The organism is Thalassovita gelatinovora, assembly GCF_001458355.1.
Classification (GTDB): Bacteria; Pseudomonadota; Alphaproteobacteria; order Rhodobacterales; family Rhodobacteraceae; genus Thalassobius; species Thalassobius gelatinovorus.
Window position 1 is genome coordinate 252,173 of sequence record NZ_CYSA01000015.1, and the last position, 22,227, is coordinate 274,399.

General features: G+C 59.0%; 22 protein-coding genes. 17 read left to right on the forward strand and 5 right to left on the reverse strand.

What is annotated here, in order from left to right; all coding sequences use genetic code 11:
• Positions 1 to 17 precede the first annotated feature (17 nt).
• A complete protein-coding gene (locus tag TG4357_RS06040; RefSeq protein ID WP_058261964.1) occupies positions 18 to 1,493 on the reverse strand; it encodes an NAD-dependent succinate-semialdehyde dehydrogenase in 1,476 nt (491 codons plus the stop codon).
• Between the two features lie 141 nt (positions 1,494 to 1,634).
• Positions 1,635 to 2,105 (reverse strand): Lrp/AsnC family transcriptional regulator, encoded by a 471-nt coding sequence (locus TG4357_RS06045; RefSeq protein WP_233487435.1) that lies wholly within the window; start codon positions 2,103 to 2,105, stop codon positions 1,635 to 1,637.
• A 182-nt stretch (positions 2,106 to 2,287) separates the two neighbouring features.
• Here TG4357_RS06045 and TG4357_RS06050 point away from each other — a divergent pair, with 182 nt between their 5' ends.
• The 9 genes from TG4357_RS06050 to TG4357_RS06090 all read left to right on the forward strand — a co-directional run bounded on the left by TG4357_RS06050 (position 2,288) and on the right by TG4357_RS06090 (position 10,741).
• The gene (locus tag TG4357_RS06050; RefSeq protein ID WP_058261965.1) at positions 2,288 to 2,779 is read left to right on the forward strand and encodes a hypothetical protein; all 492 of its coding nucleotides are present in this window, start codon (positions 2,288 to 2,290) and stop codon (positions 2,777 to 2,779) included.
• A 298-nt stretch (positions 2,780 to 3,077) separates the two neighbouring features.
• On the forward strand, positions 3,078 to 3,464 hold the full coding sequence (locus tag TG4357_RS06055) for a cupin domain-containing protein (protein WP_058261966.1): 387 nt from the start codon (positions 3,078 to 3,080) through the stop codon (positions 3,462 to 3,464).
• Positions 3,465 to 3,513: 49 nt separating this feature from the next.
• The gene (locus tag TG4357_RS06060; protein ID WP_074647038.1) at positions 3,514 to 4,158 is read left to right on the forward strand and encodes a TetR/AcrR family transcriptional regulator; all 645 of its coding nucleotides are present in this window, start codon (positions 3,514 to 3,516) and stop codon (positions 4,156 to 4,158) included.
• Between the two features lie 161 nt (positions 4,159 to 4,319).
• Positions 4,320 to 5,030, forward strand: coding sequence for an alpha/beta fold hydrolase (locus tag TG4357_RS06065; protein WP_058262402.1), 711 nt, complete (start codon positions 4,320 to 4,322; stop codon positions 5,028 to 5,030).
• 206 nt (positions 5,031 to 5,236) lie between these two features.
• The gene (locus tag TG4357_RS06070) at positions 5,237 to 6,499 is read left to right on the forward strand and encodes a SulP family inorganic anion transporter (protein WP_058261967.1); all 1,263 of its coding nucleotides are present in this window, start codon (positions 5,237 to 5,239) and stop codon (positions 6,497 to 6,499) included.
• A 170-nt stretch (positions 6,500 to 6,669) separates the two neighbouring features.
• A complete protein-coding gene (locus tag TG4357_RS06075; protein ID WP_058261968.1) occupies positions 6,670 to 7,875 on the forward strand; it encodes a TCR/Tet family MFS transporter in 1,206 nt (401 codons plus the stop codon).
• A gap of 101 nt (positions 7,876 to 7,976) precedes the next feature.
• Complete coding sequence (locus tag TG4357_RS06080) at positions 7,977 to 9,068, forward strand: Zn-dependent alcohol dehydrogenase (protein WP_058261969.1); 1,092 nt, start codon at positions 7,977 to 7,979, stop codon at positions 9,066 to 9,068.
• 33 nt (positions 9,069 to 9,101) lie between these two features.
• Positions 9,102 to 10,334 (forward strand): mandelate racemase/muconate lactonizing enzyme family protein, encoded by a 1,233-nt coding sequence (locus tag TG4357_RS06085; protein ID WP_058261970.1) that lies wholly within the window; start codon positions 9,102 to 9,104, stop codon positions 10,332 to 10,334.
• Between the two features lie 95 nt (positions 10,335 to 10,429).
• Complete coding sequence (locus TG4357_RS06090) at positions 10,430 to 10,741, forward strand: ArsR/SmtB family transcription factor (protein WP_058261971.1); 312 nt, start codon at positions 10,430 to 10,432, stop codon at positions 10,739 to 10,741.
• 57 nt (positions 10,742 to 10,798) lie between these two features.
• On the opposite strand, the gene TG4357_RS06095 is transcribed toward TG4357_RS06090, so the two are convergent.
• A complete protein-coding gene (locus tag TG4357_RS06095) occupies positions 10,799 to 11,713 on the reverse strand; it encodes a LysR family transcriptional regulator (RefSeq protein WP_139193664.1) in 915 nt (304 codons plus the stop codon).
• Positions 11,714 to 11,821: 108 nt separating this feature from the next.
• Here TG4357_RS06095 and TG4357_RS06100 point away from each other — a divergent pair, with 108 nt between their 5' ends.
• The 5 genes from TG4357_RS06100 to modC all read left to right on the forward strand — a co-directional run bounded on the left by TG4357_RS06100 (position 11,822) and on the right by modC (position 16,846).
• Positions 11,822 to 13,012 carry a cytochrome P450 gene (locus tag TG4357_RS06100; protein ID WP_058261973.1) on the forward strand — a complete coding sequence of 397 codons (1,191 nt, stop codon included), beginning with the start codon at positions 11,822 to 11,824 and terminating at the stop codon, positions 13,010 to 13,012.
• A gap of 92 nt (positions 13,013 to 13,104) precedes the next feature.
• Positions 13,105 to 14,142: a TRAP transporter substrate-binding protein gene (locus TG4357_RS06105; protein WP_058261974.1), complete on the forward strand. Its 1,038-nt coding sequence runs from the start codon at positions 13,105 to 13,107 to the stop codon at positions 14,140 to 14,142.
• A 115-nt stretch (positions 14,143 to 14,257) separates the two neighbouring features.
• On the forward strand, positions 14,258 to 15,022 hold the full coding sequence (gene modA, locus TG4357_RS06110) for a molybdate ABC transporter substrate-binding protein (protein WP_058261975.1): 765 nt from the start codon (positions 14,258 to 14,260) through the stop codon (positions 15,020 to 15,022).
• A 10-nt stretch (positions 15,023 to 15,032) separates the two neighbouring features.
• Positions 15,033 to 15,728, forward strand: a complete 696-nt coding sequence (gene modB / locus TG4357_RS06115; protein ID WP_058261976.1) for a molybdate ABC transporter permease subunit — start codon at positions 15,033 to 15,035, stop codon at positions 15,726 to 15,728.
• Positions 15,725 to 16,846 carry a molybdenum ABC transporter ATP-binding protein gene (gene modC / locus TG4357_RS06120; protein WP_058261977.1) on the forward strand — a complete coding sequence of 374 codons (1,122 nt, stop codon included), beginning with the start codon at positions 15,725 to 15,727 and terminating at the stop codon, positions 16,844 to 16,846. Before modB ends, modC begins: the two co-directional genes overlap by 4 nt.
• On the opposite strand, the gene TG4357_RS06125 is transcribed toward modC, so the two are convergent.
• The gene (locus TG4357_RS06125; RefSeq protein WP_233487436.1) at positions 16,813 to 17,289 is read right to left on the reverse strand and encodes a DUF3237 domain-containing protein; all 477 of its coding nucleotides are present in this window, start codon (positions 17,287 to 17,289) and stop codon (positions 16,813 to 16,815) included. The two genes, modC and TG4357_RS06125, sit on opposite strands and share 34 nt — an antisense overlap.
• Positions 17,290 to 17,407: 118 nt before the next feature.
• Here TG4357_RS06125 and TG4357_RS06130 point away from each other — a divergent pair, with 118 nt between their 5' ends.
• Positions 17,408 to 19,159 carry a feruloyl-CoA synthase gene (locus tag TG4357_RS06130; protein ID WP_058261979.1) on the forward strand — a complete coding sequence of 584 codons (1,752 nt, stop codon included), beginning with the start codon at positions 17,408 to 17,410 and terminating at the stop codon, positions 19,157 to 19,159.
• A 110-nt stretch (positions 19,160 to 19,269) separates the two neighbouring features.
• Positions 19,270 to 20,088: a helix-turn-helix transcriptional regulator gene (locus TG4357_RS06135; protein WP_074647036.1), complete on the forward strand. Its 819-nt coding sequence runs from the start codon at positions 19,270 to 19,272 to the stop codon at positions 20,086 to 20,088.
• Positions 20,089 to 20,197: 109 nt separating this feature from the next.
• Here TG4357_RS06135 and TG4357_RS06140 read toward each other — a convergent pair whose 3' ends face one another.
• Positions 20,198 to 20,977, reverse strand: a complete 780-nt coding sequence (locus TG4357_RS06140) for an SDR family oxidoreductase (protein ID WP_058261981.1) — start codon at positions 20,975 to 20,977, stop codon at positions 20,198 to 20,200.
• Positions 20,978 to 21,164: 187 nt separating this feature from the next.
• Between TG4357_RS06140 and TG4357_RS06145 the strand changes: the two genes are divergently transcribed.
• Positions 21,165 to 22,187, forward strand: a complete 1,023-nt coding sequence (locus TG4357_RS06145; RefSeq protein WP_058261982.1) for an MBL fold metallo-hydrolase — start codon at positions 21,165 to 21,167, stop codon at positions 22,185 to 22,187.
• Positions 22,188 to 22,227: the final 40 nt, after the last annotated feature.

Consider the following 22,227-nt stretch of genomic DNA (forward strand, 5'->3'; position numbering starts at 1 on the left):
CCTTGTCCTTTATCTTCTCACGCCCAGTCGCGGCAGACGTATTTGATCTCCATGAATTCCTCCATTCCGCGCCGCGCCCCTTCGCGGCCCAGACCGGATTGCTTGGTACCGCCGAACGGGATCGGCGCACCGGTGACCTTGGTGCGGTTCACCGCCACCATGCCGTATTGCAGCGCCCGGCTGATCCGGTAGATCCGGCGCGGGTCGTGGCTGTGCAGATAAGCGATCAGCCCGTATTCGGTGTCATTGGCACGCGCCACCACCTCGTCTTCGCTGTCAAACGGCAGGATCGCCGCGACCGGGCCAAAGGTTTCTTCGCGCAGGACCAACGCGTCGTCAGGCACGTCGATCAACACCGTCGGTTGATAAAACAGCGGTCCGGCGGCGTGTATGTCACCGCCACAGCGCAGCGTCGCCCCCTTGGCCAGCGCATCCGCCACATGTTCCTGTTGTTTGGCGATGGCGTTTTCGTTCATCAACGGTCCGATATCGGGATCGTCGATGCCCGCGCCGACCGTCAGCGCCTGCGCCGCCGCCGTGAACCGGGTGCAGAATTCGTCATAGATCGGCCGTTCGACGAAAATCCGGTTCGCCCCCAGACAATCCTGCCCCGAGGTGGCGAACTTGGCCTTGATCGCCTCGGCCACGGCATGATCCAGATCAACCCCCTTGAACACGATGACCGGCGCGTGCCCGCCCAGTTCCAACACCAGCTTCTTCACCGTGTCGGCCGAATTGCGATATAGCAGCCGCCCCACCTCGGTCGATCCGGTGAACGACAACGCCCGCACCCGATGGTCAGCCGTCCACGGCGGCACCACCGTCGGCGCAGACCCGGTCACCACGTTGAACACGCCGGGCGGAACCCCCGCCCGTTCGGCCAGTTCGGCCAAGGCCAGCGCCGAAAACGGCGTTTCGCCCGACGGATGTGCGACCACGCTGCACCCGGCGGCCAGCGCCGCCGCCGCCTTGCGGGTCAGCATCGCCATCGGGAAATTCCACGGCGTGATCAACGCCACCACCCCGACCGGTTCCAGCCACAGCTCGACCTCGGCACTGTGCAGATGACTGGTCACGCCTTCGATATTCGGGCGCTTGGATTCCTCGGCATAGAATTCGACGAAGGACGCGCCATAATCGATTTCACCACGCGCTTCGGACAAAGGCTTGCCCTGTTCGGCCACCATGATCCGCGCCAGGTCTTCCTTATGCGCGACGATCAAGTCGAACCAGCGGCGCAGGATGTCGGACCGTTCCTGCGGCAACATCCCGGACCAGCCCGCAAACGCCGCCTGCGCCGCATCGACCGCCCCGGTGCTTTCCCCCGCAGAAAGTGCGGCGACCTCGCCGATCAGCGCGCCATTGGCCGGGTCGGTCACGCGCAGCACCGCGCCATCCGCCGCGCTGGTCCATTTGCCGCCAACATAGGAAAACGACCGCACAAGCTTGCCATCGTCCACCGCGATTCCGGTCTGCGCTCTATCTTGGATCATTGGCTTACCTCGGTTGAAACAGGGTTTCACAGTCAACCCGAGGGTAAGAGGAACAACGCAGAAAATGTATTTTTTCTGAATGGCCTGATCAGGAAAAACCGCAAGGTTTCCCGGCTTTGGCAGAAGAATTATCTGCGCCGCTCACGGCAATGGATCGGGCGCGTTCTTCACCGTCTTGGTGACGATATATCCGAAATACCGTTCGATCCCGATATCGCGGTCCAAAAAATCGTCCATCAGCCGCTGATAGGCATCCACATCCGACACCACGACCCGCATGATGTAATCAATGCCGCCGCCGGTGGCCCAACAGGCCTGCACCTGCGGCGCGTCCTGAATGGCGGTTTCGAACAGCCGAAAATCGTCGGATTTGTGGCCCATCAAGGTGATTTCGACCAACACCTCCGTCACCGGCGCGATGGCGCGAATATCGACCATCGCGCGATAGCCGGTGATCAGCCCGGCATCTTCCAGTTTCTTCAACCGTTCCCAGCACGGGCTGGGCGACAGGTTCACCCGCTCTGCCAGCTTGGTCTTGGTGATCCGGCCATTGATCTGCAATTCGCGCAGGATCGCGATGTCATAGCGATCGATTTTCATGGCTTTCGACATGGCTCCCCCGGGTTTGCGCAACGGTTCTTGTGCTGGCCTATCCGGTTTGCCGGGGATTTTGAAACAAAACCTTCCGTGTCCGCCTCTGACGGTCCATTCGAATTTTTCTACACCCCGCACCGCAAACATGGCAAAACCGGGGGACAGTCAGTCGCGCGGCACGAAAACGGACCCGAGGGATCATGGAATACTTAGGAACTGAAATCTTCGACTGGATTTCATTGCTGGTCAACGCCACCGGCGCCGGGGCCACGGCGATTTTGGCCTGGCTTGTTTATCATTGGACCAAAAATTCGGAACGAAACGAAGTCACCCGAACGATTCAGAATGATTGGCGCGATTACAATCTGGCCGTGCTGGCGGATCAGGATTTGCAGGATCTTGAAGCAAGCAACCATATCTTCGACGGGCTGACGCCTCCCGAAGTCAAGAAAATGTGCATCTATTTCATCAAGATCAACGTGCCCTATAACATGTGGATCGCCAGTAAGAACAAATTGCTGACCCAGACCGATGTCGACCGCGAAATCGAAAATCAGTCCAAGCTGCTGTTTTCAGACCGGGCGTTCATCCGAAAACACGTGTTCCCGCGCGGGTATGATTCCGATTTCAGCGACCTGTTCAATGCCCGCTGGGCGCAGATGGAAATCGCCGATAAACCCGGCGCGGCTTGATTGCCTGAGCGCAGGATCGCTGAAGAGCTGGCGCAGGGGCACTTGTGGATTGCGACAACAGACTGACATCGCATGACAGCGTCTTGGGAGCGTCGAACCGATCCGCACGGAAACTTGCGCCTCAACATGAAACCAGCCGGGATGCGCAAGAAGCGGGTGTTGCGGTTTCAAGACCGCCAACCATAGTGGAGCGGCCCTGCATCCTGGGGGCGCAATACAGTATCATTGACAAATTCGGCACAGAGCGTACCCTTAATTAGACCGATTGGTCTAATTACTTAAAAAGGGAGGTGCTGTCATGCGCATTGCCAAGGAAAAAGTTGATATCAAGATGCAAATTCCAGGGGCCGTGATCCGTCAACACAAGAATTTCGGGGACGCGACCGGGCTCGGAAAGATCAGCGGCGAATACTTCACCCTGTCTGCGGGGGTAGACACCACGCCACTGTTTCAGGGGTTAGAAGGCAATCTCTGCCAATCGCCGCATTGGGGCTATGTGTTGCAAGGGCAACTGACAACGACCGATGCGGCGGGGGTTCAGGAAACGGTCAGTACCAATGATCTTTTCTACTGGCCTCCCGGCCATAACGTGAAGGTGGACGCAGATGCTGAAATCGTCATGTTCAGCCCACAACACGAGCATAGCAATGTGATCAATCATATGATTGAAATGACCAAGGGCTAGACCGCCTTCGGCATTCAGCCCAGCGACTGCACAACCACAGAAGTGCTCTATGAACGACAAAGCAACACAGGGCACAACGAAAGTTGCGCCAATCCATTCAACCAAACAAAGGTTGATCGACGCTGGGCTTCGGATGCTTCTCAAGCATGGCTATAACGATCTGGGAATTCAGGCTCTGCTGACAGAGACGCGGATTCCAAAAGGATCGTTCTACCATCACTTCAAAGGTAAAGAAGACTTCGCCCTGAAGGTTGTCGACAGCTACATGACGCAGGTTCACGCCGGCCTCGATGCCTGCCTCACCAACCCCGACCGCCCGCCGCTGATGCGGGTCCGGGATTTCTTCGAAAAGACACAGGTCTCCTATCGCGAAGAAGGCTACATGGGATGCCTGCTCGGCGGGCTTGGTCAGGAATTGTCCGGGGTCAGCGAAGTATTTCGGGACAAGATCGCAAAATGTTTCGCCGCGATTGCCAAACGCGTGGCCGGATGCCTTGAAGAAGCGCGAAAACGCCATGACATCCCCGAGGACAGCAATGTGCAGGAAATGGCCGACCTGCTGGTGGATTGCTGGGAAGGGGCCGCTCTGCGCAGCCGCCTTCAGCGAAATCCAACCTCTCTCGACGCGATGCTCGACTTCTACTTTCATGCCGTGTCCTCCGGCCAGCGGCAAAACACCGTGCAAGCGCGATAGCACGGATTGCCCGTCAGGGCCGCCGCACGATCTTCTCCGCCGCTTGCGCCGGGCTGGGGGGATTTGTATCAATACGCGGTACATATTGCACAAATGTCCTTGAACTTCTGTACGCCTGCCCCGCCCCCTACCCGGCGGGTCGGGGGATGAAAGGCGATGAAATGGCGGATTTTCTTTTGGTCCACGGAGCCGGGCACGGGGCGTGGTGTTGGCGCGATGTGATCCCCGAACTGGCGGCTCTGGGTCATCGGGCGCGGGCCATTGACCTGCCGGGGCATGGCGAAGATAACACGCCATATCAACAGGTTACGCTCGATCTCTATGCGGATGCCATTGTTGCGGCGCTGGATCGTCCGATGATCGTGGTCGGCCATTCGATGGGCGGCTACCCGATCACCCTTGCCGCCGACCGTAACCCTTTGAATTTTCTCCAATTAATCTATCTGTGCGCCTATGTTCCACAGCCCGGCCTGTCGCTGGCGGACATGCGCAAGCAGGCCCCCTCGCAACCGCTTCTGCCCGCGATCCGGCGCACCCAAGACCGCCAAGGCTGGACCGTCGATCCCACGAGAATCCGCGATCTGTTCTATCACGATTGCCCCGCCGAAACAGTCGGATATGCCGGGTCAAAACTGTGCATTCAAGCCACGCAACCAACTTCGGTCTCGGTGGAAACCGGGGATAATTATGCAAACATACCAAAGCATTACATCATCTGCACCGATGACCGGACGATCCCTCCGGAGTATCAAAGGGAAATGACAAGGCACTGGCCGCGCCCGGATGTGTCGACCCTGGACAGTGGTCATTCGCCATTCTTTGCCGACCCTGCCGGGTTGGCAAAACGGCTCGATCAGATTGCCCAAGGCTAACCGATGCCGCCGCAAATTTCCCTTGTCAGCGCAAACATCGCTCATTGCCCTTGTCCTGCCGACGCTTTGATGGCAGGACAAGGGTCAAGCCTTACATCTCAGAATGCCTCCGGACCGCGCATTACGCTGTCCGCCCGCACCCTGTCAGCTTCAAAAATATCATGTAAAACGAATGCCTTATGCATTCCTGAGAAAGACGTCAAACGATGAAACCCAAGATCCTCACGACGCTGCAAACCTATAATCGGCAGTTGTTTTTGGCGGATGCATTGGCCGGGGTAACGGTTGCAATGGTCGCGCTGCCGCTCAGCCTCGCCATCGCGATTGCCTCGGGTGCGGATCCGGCCAAGGGTTTGGTCACGGCGATTGTTGCGGGTCTGATCATCTCTGCGCTCGGCGGCAGCCGCGTTCAGATCGGCGGCCCAACCGGCGCCTTCATCGTTGTCGTGTTCGGGGTGATCGTCGAACATGGCTATGACGGGCTTGTCCTGGCCACCTTCATGGCGGGCCTTATTTTGTTGATCGCAGGTGCCCTACATGCCGGTCGGTTGATACAATTGATCCCAGAACCCGTCATCAACGGTTTCACCATCGGGATCGCGATCATCATCGCCACCAGCCAGCTCAAGGACCTGTTTGGATTGACCGCCGAACAGGTCCCGGCAGAGTTTTTCGCAAAGCTGGAAACCCTTTGGGACGTGCGCGACACGGCTTCGCCCGCCGCCCTCGCCATCGGTGTGGCCAGTATGGGTCTGATTGTTGCTCTGCGCCGTATTTTTCCGCGCTTTCCGGGACTTATCGTGGCAATCGCAGCGACATCCGCAGCGGTTGCGGTGATGGGTTTGCCAGTTGATACGATCCATTCGCGTTTCGGCGACCTGCCGCGCACGCTGCCGATGCCCGCCTTGCCCGATGTCAGCATGGATCGGATCGTCGAACTGCTTCCGTCCGCTCTGGTGATTGCCTTTCTTGCCGGGGTTGAATCATTGCTGTCAGCAATGGTGGCAGACCGAATGGTTGCTGGGCATCATCGCCCGAATGCCGAATTGATCGCGCAGGGTGCGGCCAATCTCGGTTCAGCCGTATTCGGTGGATTACCGGCCACCGGAGCGATTGCGCGGACCGCGACAAATGTCGGAGCGGGCGGCAAAACGCCGGTTGCGGGGATCGTTCATGCGCTTACAATATTGCTGGTGATGCTGGTTGCGGCACCGCTGGCGGGTTACATGGCCATGCCCGCGCTTGCCGGTCTGTTGATTTTGACGGCGTGGAACATGAGCGAGGTCCACCGCTGGAAAGGCTATCTCAAAGAGCGCCGTTCGGATCAGTTTCTTTTGATCCTGACCCTTGTTCTAACAGTCGTTGCAGACCTAGCGGTAGCGATCAGCGTCGGGGTCGCGGTCGGACTGGCGATCCGCCTGAGCCGCAGGGATACCCCTCCGTCAGACTGGAGCGAACCCAAACGGTAGGCGCATCGCCGATCCAGAAACCTTCATCAGTCTGAAATTAAATCATTATTTCAGGACATCCCCCGACGTCCTTTGGCAATATCCCCCGCCTGTGCTTTTTTCTTTTCAGCCTGATCGGTGCCGCCTATCTTTGTCTCGGCCCACCAGCCAGATTTCCAGCAGGCGCATTCATGTCGATCAGACTTCCCGTTCTCTTCATCCTCACCACCATCGCGATTGATGCCATCGGGATCGGTTTGATCATGCCGGTGATGCCCGGCCTGATCCGTGAAGTCTGGGGCGGAGACCTGTCACAGGCAGCGATTTGGGGGGGCATCCTGGCGACATCGTTCGCAGTGATGCAATTCCTGTTCGGTCCGCTGCTGGGTCGGGTATCGGACAGCTTCGGGCGCCGTCCGGTATTGTTGGTTTCGTTGATTGTCATGGCAGCCGATTATCTGTTGATGGCGCTGGCCGGAACGATCTGGCTTCTGTTGGTGGGCCGGATTGTCGGCGGTATCACCGCCGCCACCCATTCCACCGCGATGGCCTTTATGGCCGATATTTCCGCCCCCGAAGACAAGGCCCGACGCTTTGGCATGGTCGGCGCGGCTTTCGGGGCGGGATTCGTGCTGGGCCCGGTTCTGGGCGGCCTGTTGGCCGAATACGGCACACGGGCACCGTTCTACCTTGCCGCCGTGTTGGCACTTGGCAATGCGGTGTTCGGCGCTTTGATCCTGCCTGAAACGGTCACCGACAAAACCCGCCGCGTTTTCCACTGGACCGGGTCCAATCCGTTTTCGGCCTTACAGAACCTCGCCCGGTTACCATCGATCCAACCGCTTGTTACTGTGTATTTCTTTTACCAGTTGGCCAATATGGTTTATCCAGCGATCTGGGCCTATTTCACCATTGAACGGTTCGGATGGTCACCGGGAATGATCGGCATTTCACTGATGGCCTATGGCACCGGATTAGCTGTTGTGCAGGGCGCGTTGGTGGCCCCGACAATCCGGATACTGGGCAACCAACGCACGGTGATCCTGGGCCTGGTGATCGAGTTGGCGACTTTGATCGTCCTCACGGCCATCACATCGGGGTTCTGGACGCTGATCCTGATCCCGGTTATTTCGCTGGGGGCTGTGGGTTTGCCGGCGTTACAGGCAATCATTGCGCGCAGCGCTTCGGATGATTCCCAAGGCGAATTGCAGGGTGTTTTGGCCAGCATCACCTCGGTGGCGATGATCATCGGGCCGGTTGTCATGACCCAGATATTTGCGGCGTTCACAACACCCGGGGGGCGCATCTATCTGCCCGGCGCGCCCTTTCTTCTGGCTGCCAGCCTGATGCTGTCAGCACTTTTGCTCTTTGTGCGCTATCCCCGACAGGAAAATTAACGTAGCGTCGCCTTATCTTTCGCATGGTAAAATTAAGTTTCGCACTTGCGGAAAAAACCAACCTTGAGGCACGTTCCTGCACGAGGAAAAGGGGGAATCTCATGTCCAAAGTCAAAGCTGCCGTCTGTCACGAATTCGGAGCACCGATGCAGATCGAAGAGGTCGAGCTACGAGCGCCTGAAACCGGTGAAGTTGAGGTAACGATCGACGCGGTCGCCATTTGCCATTCCGATATATCTTATTGGGAAGGCGGATTCGGTGGCAGCCTGCCCGCAGTCTATGGCCATGAAGGCGCCGGACGGGTGACTGCTGTCGGCAATGCGGTACAGGGGTTCGAAGTCGGCGACAATGTCGCGGTTACCTTGATCCGCGCCTGCGGCCATTGCAACAGCTGCGGCGGAGGCAAGCCGACGATTTGCGAAACGCCCTATGACGGCACCAAGGGACCATTGACCACAACCGATGGCGCACCGGTCTTTCAGGCGCTGGCGACCGGTGCCTTTGCCGAAAAAGTCGTGGTGGATCAGAGCCAGATCGTGAAAATCCCGGCCGATATGGCAAAGGATGTCGCTTCGCTGCTGTCCTGCGGTGTCATCACCGGAGTTGGGGCGGCGGTCAACGCAGCCGCTATCCGGCCCGGTCAAGATGTCGTGGTGATCGGCGCAGGCGGTGTTGGTCTGAATGCCATTCAGGGTGCGAGGATCGCGGGTGCGCGGCGGATCGTAGCCGTCGACATGAACGCGGACAAGCTGGAAGCTGCCAAGGAATTCGGCGCCACTGATGGCGTGCTGGCAAGCGAAGGCAAACCTTGGAACGCGGTCAAGAAACTGTTGGGTCGTGGCGCCGATGTGGTGCTGGTCACCGTCGGGGTTGCTGCCGTCTATGACATGGCTCCGCGCTATATCGGCAATGGCGGCAAGGTGATCATGGTCGGTATGCCGCATTTCGACCAGACGGCAAAATATTCGCCCCTGATCATGGCTGATATCGGTCAAGGGATCATTGGTTCGAAAATGGGCGACGTGGTAATCAAGCGCGACATCCCGTGGATGGTTGACCTGTACCAGCAGGGTCGGCTGAAGCTGGACGAGCTGATTTCCGGTCGTTGGAGCCTTGAACAGATCAACGAAGCGATCGCCGACACCAAAACCGGGGCCGCACGGCGCAACGTGATCATTTTCGATCACGGCTGATCCGGTCTATGGTGCCCCAAAGGGAGGGCCCCCATGCACCTAAGCGATCTTGATATAATCGTGACCGCCCCGCCCGAACCGGGCTGGGGCGGTCGCTATTGGATATTGGTCAAGCTGACCACGTCGAACGGGATCACCGGCTGGGGCGAATGCTATGCCAGTTCGGTCGGACCCGAAGCGATGAAGGCTGTGATCACGGACGTCTTCGAACGCCACATGGCGGGCGAAAATCCCGAAAATATCGAACTGATGTTCCGCCGCGCCTATTCGGCGGGGTTCACGCAGCGCCCGGATCTGACCGTCATGGGGGCGTTTTCGGGGCTGGAAATCGCCTGTTGGGATATCTTGGGCAAGGCGCGGGACCGGCCGGTCTGGGCACTACTGGGGGGACGGGCAAACGAAAGGCTGCGCGCCTATTCCTATCTCTATCCGCTGTCGGATCATGATCTGCCCGGGTTCTGGAATTCGCCAGACCAAGCCGCCGAAAGCGCCATTGATCTGATCGAACGCGGGTATACGGCGGTTAAATTCGATCCCGCCGGCCCCTACACGATCCGCGGCGGTCACATGCCGGCACTGCGCGACATTGCCCGTTCGGTCGAATTTTGCGGGGCGATCCGCGCGGCGGTGGGCGACCACGCGGACCTCTTATTCGGCACCCATGGACAGTTTTCCACCGCCGGGGCAATCCGTTTGGCAAAGGCATTGGAACCTTTTGACCCGCTATGGTTCGAAGAACCGGTGCCGCCCGACAACGTGACACAGATGGCGCAGGTCGCAGCGGCGACTTCGATTCCGGTGGCGACGGGGGAACGGCTATGTACCAAATCAGAATTTGCGCCGGTGTTGCGTCACGGCGCGGCGCGGATCTTACAACCGGCACTTGGTCGGGTCGGTGGCATCTGGGAAGCCAAAAAGATCGCTGCGATGGCCGAGGTTTACAACGCGCAAGTGGCACCGCATCTTTATGCTGGGCCGGTGGAATGGGCGGCCAATATCCATTTCGCGGCGTCGATCCCCAACCTGTTAATGATCGAAACCATCGAAACCCCATTTCACAACGTCTTGATCGGCGGTGCGATCCGGGTTGAGAACGGCTTCGTCACACCGCCCGCCACCCCCGGACTGGGTATCGAGATCGACGAAGCGCTGGCGCGCGCGAACGCCTATTCCGGCAGCAATCTGCACCTAGAAATGCAACAAACCCCTTGCGATTATCAACAAGACAACCAATTTGAAGGAGGAGCCCCGACAACACACCGCTGATCTCGCACTTCGTGAAAAGACGTGCTAAGAAAGGCGGAACATCGAGGAATGATCGAGACGTGAACACGCAGACACCCCCCGCCCCGCCTTCGGAAATGGCCCGCAGCGCCGAAGCGGCTGCCGCCTATCTTAAAACCCTGGCCCATGAAGGTCGGTTAATGATCCTGTGCCATCTGGGATCGGGCGAAAAGTCGGTGGGCGAATTGGAAAGCCTGCTGGAAATCCGTCAGGCGGCCGTCAGCCAGATGCTGGCCCGACTGCGCGAAGAAGGTCTGGTGACGACCCGGCGGGAAGGCAAGACGATTTACTATTCGCTTGCGGATGAAAACACCTATGAGGTGATCAGCCTGCTGTACCGGCTGTTTTGTGGCCCGGCTGATGCCCCCGATGGCAAAATCAGCTGTTGAAGGATGACACCAAGGAGTCGGATCGATGACCGACGACATGGGTTTGTGCCGCTGTCGTTATGGCCGGTCCTGATTCAGTTCGTCCGCGATTTCCCCTAAAATTTTCCGCACCCATTTGTGCATTGCCGAATGATGCGTGCGTGAGGTCCAATAGAGATCAATATCGAAGGGCGCGGGAAACGGGCATTGCCCGAACACCACCTGATCACCATAAGCGCGCGCCGTGCGCAGAGGCACAGTCGCGATAAGATCGGTGCCGATCAGGATATCCGGCAGATTGGCCGGGCTTGGCACTTCCATGATCGAATTCAATACCATCCCGGCCGCAGCGACCTCGACCAGATACCGCGATTGCCAATTGCCGCCATAAGTCACCACCACATGCGGCGCGGCGGCGAATTCGTCCGCCGTCAGCGCCTTGCCCGCCAGCGGATTGTCCAGTGCCATAACGCTGACATAGTGATCCCCTGTCAGGCGCCGCCCGTAAAACCCGCCTTCGGTGATCTGCACCGGTCCGATCAGAAGATCGCTTTCGCCGCGCGCCAACTGTTCCTTGCCCTGCACGGTCGAAGAGATGATATCGAGCTTCAGTCCAGGCGCGTGCTCCCTGAGCCGCCGTACCAGCGGCGGCACCATTGTCACTCTTTCGTAGAAATTGCACGACAGCGTGATCGTCGCCCGGGCATTGGCCGGATCAAAATGGCGCGGTTCGGTCAGGGCGGCGAATTCATCCACCATCCGCCCCGCTGCCGCGACGATTTCCTGGCATCGATCGGTCGCGACGATGCCCGATCCCTGACGCACGAAAAGCGGATCGTTGAACACTTTCCGCAGTCGGTCGATTGCATAGCTGACCGTGGATTGGTTCACTCCCAACGCCTCGGCCGCACGGGTAAAGGACCCATGCGCATGCACCAAACGCAGCACTTTCAGCGCTGCAAAATCCACGGTCATCGGATCAGGCGGTGTCACTTAAATCTCCATCGAATTTATCGATGGAGTATATCAATTTCATCTGATTGTCGAATAGTGCTTCGTCGCCTAGGGTCGCTCTACCGTTGACGTTCTGGGGAGGGAACGATGACCGCCACACTCGACAATCTCGCGCCGATAGACGAATCGATCACGATTCAGCAGCTCACGCTGGATCCCTATCCGATTTACGAGCGGCTGCGCGCCCATGCGCCGGTTTTGCGGGTAAAATCGGTGGGCCGCACCCTGCTGACCAAGGCCGAAGACACCAAGTACGTCAAGGATAACCCAGTCCTGTTCAGTTCGAATGACCCCGCAACCCCGATGGAACGCGCCTTCCGCGCCCATACGCTGATGCGCAAGGACGGCGAAGAACATGCTCGCGAACGCGGCGCGATGGCCCCATCCTTCAGCGCCAAGAACATCACCCAATGCTGGACCCCGATCTACACCGAAATCGCCGAACAGTTCGTCAGCGCCCTGCCGCGCGGCGAAACGGTGGATTTGTTCCCGGTGCTGGCCGGTCCTTATGCGGCGCGCACGCTGACCCGTTTGTTGGGTATCCCTGAAGCCAGCGATGACGACATGCAACGCTGGAGTCAGATCCTAATCGATGGGGCTGGTAATTTCGGCTGGGCGGACGAATTGTTCGCACAATGCGACACGGCCAATGACGAAATGGATGCACTGTTCGCGCAGGCTGTGGAAAAACATGTCAAGGAACCGAACCAATCGGCCCTTTCGGTGATGGTGAATGCCGACGACCCGATCCCGATGTCGCAGATCTATTCCAATGTAAAAATCGCCATCGGTGGCGGTATCAACGAACCGCGCGATGCGCTGCTGACCATCATTTACGGGCTGCTGAGCAATCCCGATCAGTTCGAAGCCTGCAAGACGGATGGGCTGTGGCTGCAAGCCTTCGAAGAAGGTGTGCGCTGGGTCGCGCCGATCCAGGTCTCGTCACGGCTGGTGACTGAAGATACCGAAATCCGTGGCTGCCACATTCCCAAAGGCGACACCGTCATGACCATTCAGGCCTCGGCCAATCACGACGAAGACCTTTATGAGGATGGGCACCTGTACAACATCTTCCGGCCCAAGCAGCAACATCAGGCGTTCGGAAACGGACCACATTTCTGTCAGGGCACCCATGTGGCGCGGCGGATGATTGCCAATATCATGCTGCCGATGCTGTTCGACCGTTTCCCGAACATGACCCTGCCCGATCCGTCCAAGGTCGATTTTTACGGGTTTGGGTTCCGCGGCCCGCGCCATTTGCCAGTGACGTTGAACTAGGCCGACACCGATCAGCGCATTGTTCCTGCATGGCGATGCCGCATTTATTTTCTAACGTGCCGGACGAACCGGCAACATTTTTGGGAGGAAAAATGGAAAAACGTACTCTGCTGAAAACAGCAACCGCTGCGGCGCTGGCCTTGGGCCTGACGTCGGCAGCGGCATTCGCGCAGGACGTCACCTTGACCCTGCATCAGTTTCTGCCGCCGCCCGCGACGGTGCCGAAACACATTTTGAAACCTTGGGCCCAACGCGTTGAAGACCGTACCGGCGGCAAGCTGAAGATCGAACATTACGACGCGATGTCGCTGGGTGGGCGCCCACCGGATCTGATGGATCAGGCGATTGACGGCGTCGCCGATATCATCATGACCGTGGTCGGTTATACCCCCGGACGGTTCCCGCGCACCGAAGTGTTCGAACTGCCTTTCATGATGACCGATCCGGTCGCCACCGCGATGGCGTTTCAGGATATGGTCGAAACCGACCTGCAGGAAAATGAATACAGCGAGGTCAAAGTGCTGGGGGCTTGGGTGCATGGTCCAGGTGTGATCCACACCAAGGACGGCATGTCCAAGCTGGAAGACCTCGCAGGGAAAAAACTGCGCGGTCCGACCCGGGTGATCAACGACCTGTTGGCGGAACTGGGTGCGACCCCGGTCGGGATGCCGCTGCCCGCAATTCCCGAAGCGCTGTCCAAGGGCGTGATCGACGGAACCGTGATCCCGTGGGAAGTGACACCGGCCATCAAGTTGGCGGAACTGGTTCACAATCATTCTGAATTTTCTGGTGACGAAGCGCTGTATACAGCAACCATCGTGATGGTGATGAACCGCGACAAGTATGACAGCCTGCCCGAAGATATTCGGGCTGCCATTGACGCGGAATCGGGCATGGCCTTGTCCAAATTCGCCGCCGAAGTCATGTTTGATTATGACAAGCCGGGCCGCGACATCGCAGAAAGCACGGGCAATACAATCGTCCAGCTGGACGCAGCCGAAGTCGCCCGTTTCAAGCAAAAGGCCCAACCAGTGATCGCCCGTTGGGTTGCCGATCTTGAAGGCAAGGGCATAGATGGAAACGCCCTGATCAAACAGGCCAAAGATCTGATCAAGAAACACGGCGGCTAAGCCCGTCTTCGATTTGATCGAACCGGAACAGCCGCCCTCTGAGGCGGCTGTTCTTATTGCCGCAGCGGTATGATTTCGCTTGCAACTACCTGCGCTATGGTGATTTTTTCTCAGCATGACCAGAAAACTTTCTCTCGCCTTTGCCCTATTCTTGTTTTTTCTGTTTCCTCTGGCCGCCTCGGCCGGGCAGGTCACGGTTTTTGCCGCCGCCAGCATGAAAACAGCGCTGGAAGACGTTGCCGCAGACTGGCAACGACAGAGCGGACACAAGGCTACCCTGTCTTTCGCAGGAAGTTCAGCGCTGGCGCGCCAGATCGAAGCAGGGGCACCCGCCGATCTGTACCTGTCGGCCAACAGCGGTTGGATGGACCGACTAGAAGAACAAGGCTTGCTGCGCTCGGGCAGTCGTAGCGACCTGCTGGGCAATCAGTTGGTGCTTGTCGGTCCGGCCGGAACAGCCCCGCAGCCGCTGGATTCCACTTTGATCGACGCGCTGGAAGGTGGTCATCTGGCGATGGCATTGGTCGAAGCGGTCCCCGCCGGCATCTATGGCAAAGCGGCGCTGGAGTATCTGGGACTGTGGACCGATATCGCGCCGCATGTGGCGCAGGCCGACAACGTGCGCGCCGCACTGGCGCTGGTCGCGATCGGCGAAGCGCCGCTGGGCATCGTCTATGCCACAGATGCACAGGCTGAACCACGCGTTGACGTGGTGGCGGAATTCCCCGCCCCAAGCCACCCGCCGATCACCTACCCGGTTGCGATCCTTACCGATAGCAAAGCAGATACGGTACAAGCCTTCCTAGATTACCTCAAAGGGCCGGTTGCCAAGAAGATTTTCCTGCGCCACGGTTTCACGGAACCGCCGCAGCATAAGTGACCCGCCACAGATGGATTTTCTGAGCCCCGAGGAATGGACCGCCGTCGCGCTGTCGCTACGGGTTGCGATCTGGGCCACGCTGGTGGCGCTGCCCTTGGCGATCTGGGTCGCTTTCCTGCTGGCGCGGCGGGACTTCTGGGGCAAGCAATTGCTGAACGGCATCGTTCATCTACCCTTGATCCTGCCGCCAGTCGTTACCGGTTATCTCTTGTTGCTGACCTTTGGTCGCCGTGCGCCGGTTGGGGCGTGGCTTGCCGATACGCTAGGATTGGTTTTTGCGTTCCGCTGGACCGGTGCGGCGCTGGCAGCGGGGATCATGGGCTTCCCGTTGATGGTGCGGGCGATACGGTTGGCATTGGAAACGGTCGATCCGAAACTGGAACAGGCCGCAGCCACTTTGGGCGCGCCGCGCATCTGGGTGTTCTTGACGGTCACTTTGCCGCTGATCCTGCCGGGGATCATTGCCGGGGCAATACTGGGATTTGCCAAGGCGATGGGGGAATTCGGGGCCACCATCACCTTCGTGTCGAATATCCCCGGCCAGACCCAGACCCTGCCTTCGGCGATCTATGCCTTCTTGCAAGTGCCGGGTGGTGAAGCCTCTGCGCTGCGGTTGGTCGCGGTGTCGGTCGTGATCGCGATGGCGGCGCTGATCGGGTCCGAAACTCTGGCCCGCAGAGCAACGAAACGGGTAATGGGTGCATGAACCTGTCGGTTTCCATACAACACCGTTTCGCAGGCTTCACTCTTGACGCCAGTTTCGAAACGCCCAATGGCGTCACGGCGCTGTTCGGAAGTTCCGGGTCGGGCAAGACCACGCTGGTCAATGCCATTGCTGGCCTGTTGCGCCCCGATCAGGCCCGGGTTCAAATCGGCGACAGACTGCTGTGCGACAGCGACCAAGGGCTTTGCTTGCCGCCGCATAAACGCCGCATCGGGTATGTGTTCCAAGAGGGCCGCTTGTTCCCGCATCTGACGGTCCGGCAGAACCTGCGCTATGGCAGCTGGGTTTCGGGGCGGCAGCGGGATCAGGCCGGGGAAACCCGGGTGGTCGATATGCTGGGCATTGGCGATCTGCTCGACCGTCGCCCCGGCGCATTGTCGGGTGGGGAAAAGCAACGCGTGGCGATTGGTCGGGCCTTGCTGTCGCAACCGCTGCTTTTACTGATGGATGAACCGCTGGCCGCGCTGGACGAAGCGCGCAAGGCGGAAATCCTGCCTTATCTGGAACGGTTGCGGGACGAAACCGATATCCCGATCCTCTATGTCAGCCATTCAGTGGCCGAGGTTGCCCGTCTGGCCACTACCGTTGTCCTGCTGGGCAAAGGCAAGATGCTGAAATGCGGGCCGACCGCTCAGGTGATGTCGGATCCTGCGCTGGCTCCGGCCATCGGGTTGCGTGAAGCCGGGTCGGTTCTAACCGCCACGGTTACAGCGCATCACGCCGATGGTTTGACCGAATTGGCGGCGGCGGGCGGTCAGGTCTTTCTGCCCCGGATCGGTGTCCCAGCGGGCGGGACCGTACGACTGCGTATCCACGCCAATGACGTGATGCTTTCGCTTGGCCGGCCGGGACGGATTTCAGCGCTGAACGTGCTACCGGGCAAAGTTACTTCGATCCGCAGCGGCGGCGGTCCCGGCGCGATGGTGCAGTTGAAAGCGGGCCACGATCAGATCCTTGCCCGCGTCACCAAACGGTCCGCAACCCTGCTGGGACTGGAACCCGGGTCCGAGGTTTTCGCCATTATCAAATCGGTCTCGGTCGCTCAGGCCGACATAGGTGCCCGGAATCAATCGATGGCAAAGAGCGACACCACGACCTGACCATCTTTGCGGGCCCCGGTGCCGACAAACAGGGTTCGGTTGACCCAAGCATAGCGCGGATCGCCGCTTTCCAGCCGGGCATGGGTGCGCATGTAATAAGCGTTCGGTGCGACCTCTTCGCCGCGAGCGATGGCAGCGATAACGTCTTGGGGTCCGTGACGATAGCCGTAATTCCGAATTTCGATTATCGCCCCATCATTGGTTTCGATCGCGTAGCGGGTGTCGAGTTCGGCCACACCATTTGACCAGATCGTTTGCCAGTCGGCCCCGAGATTGAGGATTTTGCCCGTCACGTCCGGGCCTTCAACCCACCCCCCGATAATCGGAATGATCCGTCTTTGACCCGCCTGCCCGGCCCCCATTTCCCGGATCGGGTCGAGATCCACAAAAAGGTCGCAGACATGCCGCAGCTCCGGCTGGGCCATAGTCGGTTGAGCGTTCATTTGAATAGTCCTCCTTGTCAAACGGCTTGCCCGCTTTCACGATTATAGTTATATCCTATATCAATTATGAGGCATGGCGAGTCTGTGGTTCCGCCATTTTCTTTGGGAGGAGAGAAATATGGCAGCAGCAGAGTTTTGGACACCCGAATTCCATGTGGAAAAACGCGATGACGGCACCATCGTGATGGAACATATCGGCCACGCCGAACGGTTGGCCGACACCATTCCGGCGCGACTGAAATACTGGGCCGAAGTCACCCCGGACGCGACCTATCTGGCGCAACGCATCGCGGGTGGCGATTGGCAACGATTAAGCTATGGCGAAGTCTTTGACCGGGTACGGGCATTGGGGGCGGCGTTCCTGGAAATGGGATTGTCGCAGCAGCGGCCGGTGCTGATCCTGTCGGAAAATTCGCTTGATCACGCGCTGGTGGCACTGTCGGCACAATATGTCGGTGTACCTAGCGCCGCCGTTTCCACCGCGTTTTCGCTGGTGTCGGAAACCCATGACAAGCTGACCGGGGCGGCCGAGCTGTTGCAGCCAGGGCTGATCTTCACCTCTGACGGGGCGCGATATGCCAAGGCAATCGACGCCGTCCGCAAACCCGACACCGAAATCGCCGCGACGGTTCCCAGCGGCAGTATGCAGGACATCGCCTCGTTGGCGGGCGATCCCGCCCGAGCCGATGCAGCCTTCACGAAACTGAGCGGTGACATGGTGGCAAAGTACCTGTTCACCTCAGGATCGACCGGCAGCCCCAAGGCAGTGATCAACACCCATGACATGATCGCCCGAAATCAGGACATGGTCGCCGATTGTTTCCGCTTCCTGCGCGCCCATCCCCCCGTTGTGGTCGATTGGGCCCCGTGGAGCCATACCGCCAGCGGCAACAAGGTCTTCAACATGGTGCTGTGCAATGGGGGCAGTTACTATATCGACGAAGGCAAACCGACCCCGAACCTGATCGGGGAAACCCTGCGCAACCTGCACGAAATATCGCCGACTTGGTATTTCAACGTACCTGCCGGGTATGAAATGCTGCTGGAAGAATTCCGCAAGGACCGGGCCTTGGCCGAAAGGTTTTTCGGCAAGCTGGATCTGATGATGTATGCGGGTGCCGGCATGGCCCAGCATATTTGGGATGGGCTGTTGGCAATGGCGCGCGATGTGGCCGGACATGATGTTTTGTTGACCACTGCTCTGGGCGCGACAGAAACCGGTCCCTTCGCGTTGATGTGCACCGAACAACAAGAATCGCCTGGCAATATCGGTGTGCCCGCGCGCGGAATTTCGCTGAAGCTGGTGCCGAACGAAGACAAGCTGGAAGCCCGGCTGAAAAGCCCTTCGATCACCGCAGGGTATTACAAGGACGTAAAAACCACCGCCGAACATTTCGACGAAGAGGGGTTTTACATGCTGGGTGATGCGCTGCGCCCGACCGATCCCGATGACCTGACCAAGGGATTTTTCTTTGACGGGCGGATCGCAGAGAATTTCAAGCTGGCAACCGGGACTTGGGTTGCGGTCGGTGCGTTGCGCACCAAACTGGTCGATCACTTCGAAGGTCTGATCCGCGATGCGGTGATCGTGGGTGAAAACCGCGAAGAGCTGGGCGCGTTGCTATTTCCCGCCGACGGGGTGACGGCGGCCGATCTGTTTCGTTTGCAGGAAAAACTGGATCGTTTCGCTGCTGCCGCTACCGGCAGCTCCAACCGGGTGCGCCGGGCCGTTGTACTGACCAAACCGCCGAGCCTCGACAAGGGTGAAGCCACCGACAAGGGGTCGATCAATCAACGTGCGGTGTTGCGTGAACGGCCCGCCGCGGTGTTTCAGCTTTACGACGGCCCGCACGGGGTCAGTTTCCATTGACGGTGGGTTAAGTAACGTTGCGCCATTTTCCCCGGACCGGCGGAAACCATCGGTCCGGTGAATTGACACCCCCTCCCCCCCGCGCCACGCTTGGGGCAGGAGGAGTGCGAATGATCACCCATCGAAGGACGGGCCAGATGGCCATTGGGCGCGACCGGTTCTTCTATTCCGGTCTGTTGGGAAATTCGGGCAAACCCCGCAGACTGGGCGGCGTCACGATCTATGTCGCGCCAGAAGGCGAACTGGATATCGGGTTTGGCAAATCTGGCCGGTCAGAACGTCGGCAAATCGTGGCACTGGCCCCCTATGAAACCCATCGATTGATATCGCCCTGCGGTGGCATCCTGAATCTCGGATTTGAACCCGAAAGCTTGCGCCCCCAGGATCAAGCCCGGTTGATCGCACATTGCAATGATACCAAAAGCGGCCCGCAACTGGCCCAACGTATCCGCGAAGCTGAAGCGCTACTGTCGGCAAGCGGCAAAGGGGCCGGGTTCACCAGCACGTCTTTCGATCTGCTGTTTCTGGGCGAGACGCTGGCGGAACGCGCGAAAGACCACCGGATCGAAAAGGCACTGAAAACGATCTGCATCGAGATTGAGGATAACGCACTGAGCGCCGACGATCTGGCGGCCGAGGCGGGGTTATCGACGTCCCGTTTCCTGCATCTGTTCAAGGAAAACACCGGCATCGCATTCCGGTCTCTGCGGATGTGGAAACGGGCCAGACGGTTTCTCGACCACGCCAATGGCAACGAAAGCCTGACCGAGGTGGCGTTGGAACTTGGGTATCCCGACAGCAGCCATTTCAGCCATTCGATCCGGCGAACCTATGGGTTGAAACCACGCTCGATCCGGTTGGGAGCGCGCGATCTGAGGGTCTTTGCCGGGGCCGGATATACACTTGGCCCCGACCGGGTGATGCCTTAGCGACCGGACGCGAATGCCGAATGCCGATCGCGGGGCCGATGCCCATACAGTTTGAGACGCCGAAGGATCGCTACAAGCCCGATGGGCGCCGTATTCCAAGGCGTCCCCCTTAGCCTTGCATCATCCTTTGCAACTTTGCCATACCGCCAATCCAGCGATCATAATCGGCCAGCTTTCTGTCCATGTATTCACGCACTTGTTCATGTGGCAGGATCAGGAATTGTTCCGCTTCCAAACCGGCCAGCGCCGACTTCGCCACCGCTGCGGACGTCAACACACCATCGAGCATTTGCGGCCCGCTGCTGATGCCTTTCAGCATGTCGGTATCGACACCTTGCGGGCACAAGATGCTGACCCGGATACCGTCATCACGATGAGTGATGGCCAAATTTTCGGCAAAACCGACCGCCGCGTGTTTGGTGGTGGAATAGACCGCGCTGCCAACCTGACTGAGCAATCCCGCCGCCGATACGGTGTTCAGAAAGGTACCACCCCCACGCGCTTTCATCAGCGGGACCAAAATCCGCGCAGCACGGATATGGGCCATGACATTGACCTCCCACGCCTTCTGCCAGACCTCATCAGCGGCACCGCCGGCATTGCTGAAATCCAGATCGAACCCGGTGGCGATCCCGGCATTGGAACAAAACAGATCGATCGGCCCTTCTTCGGCTTCGACATCAGCGATCAGCTTTGCCATCGCATCGCCATCGGCCACGTCCAGTTGCAAACCGCGCCCGCCAATTTCTGCGGCCACCGCCTTGGCGCCGGCCCCGTCCAGATCGGTCACGACCACATTCGCCCCGGCATTGGCCAGCGCTTCGCACAGCGCCCGGCCGATCCCGTTTGCGCCGCCCGTCACAACCGCCAAAGATCCCTTGATTTGCATGGTCTTGCCTCCTGCTTGTTCCACTTGGCGGAATTGTCTCCTGCAAAGCCGAGGGGCACAAGCCGCAGAACGACTGACGGAACGTCATTTCCAATCAGCCGCTATACGCAAGTCACCCCATAGACTTGCATTATCCTGTCCATCGACCCTATTCCTGCGGGCCGATCAATAAGAAACCGGAGTCCCCTTGTCCCTGCAATTCCCCTTTCCTGCTCTCCCGGCCGCCGGTGAAACGCTTGAAGTCGCGCCCGGCATCCTGTGGGCCCGGCTGAGCCTGCCGTTCCGGTTGAACCATGTGAATATCTATTTCATCGAAGACGATGACGGCTGGGCGATCGTCGACACCGGCATTTCCAACCCCGAAAGTCGCGCCGAATGGCAGGCTTTGATTGATGGCCCGATGGCGGGACGGAAATTCACCCGACTGATCGTCACCCATCACCATCCCGATCATATCGGCAATGCGGGGTGGCTGTGTGAAAAGCTGGACATCCCGATGGCAACCAGCGCCGGGTCTTTCCTGTCCTTTCTCACCCTTTCCAACCCCTCCGCCAAATCAGATTCCGACCCCTACACCCAGTTCTATGCCCGGCACGGCATGCCCTCTGAAGGTGCAAAGCTGGTCAGCACGCTGGGCCATGGTTATCTGCGGATGGTTTCGACCCCGCCGGACAGCTATTTGCGGCTGCATCAAGGAATGGATTTGCGGATCGGCGGACGCAATTTTCAGGTTCTGACCGGCGACGGTCACAGCTTGGAACAAGTGATGTTGTATTCGCCATCGGACAACCTGTTTCTGGCCGCCGATCAGGTGATCGAACGGATCAGCCCCAATATTTCCGTCTTTGCCAGCGAACCCGCCGCCGACCCCTTGGGATTGTACCTGACTTCGCTGGGACAAATCTGCGACACCGTGCCCGAAGACGTATTGGTCCTGTCGGGCCATCACCGCCCGTTTTACGGACTTCATCAGCGTCGCGCCGAACTGGCCGGGCACCATGCCGAACGCTGTGAAGTCATCGCCGAAGCCTGCGGGGCAACTCCTCAAAGCGTCAATGACTTGGTATCCGTCATGTTCAAGGGCAAGCTTGATGCGCATGAAGTCAGCTTTGCCTTCAGCGAAGCGCTGGCGCATGCGAATTACATGGCGGCAAAAGGCGATCTGAACTGGATCGAAGAAGGACACGGGCTGAAACTGATCCGCGCCTGAACCGGCAGGCTTTGCTTGCATTGGCGGGGGCCGGGTGCGA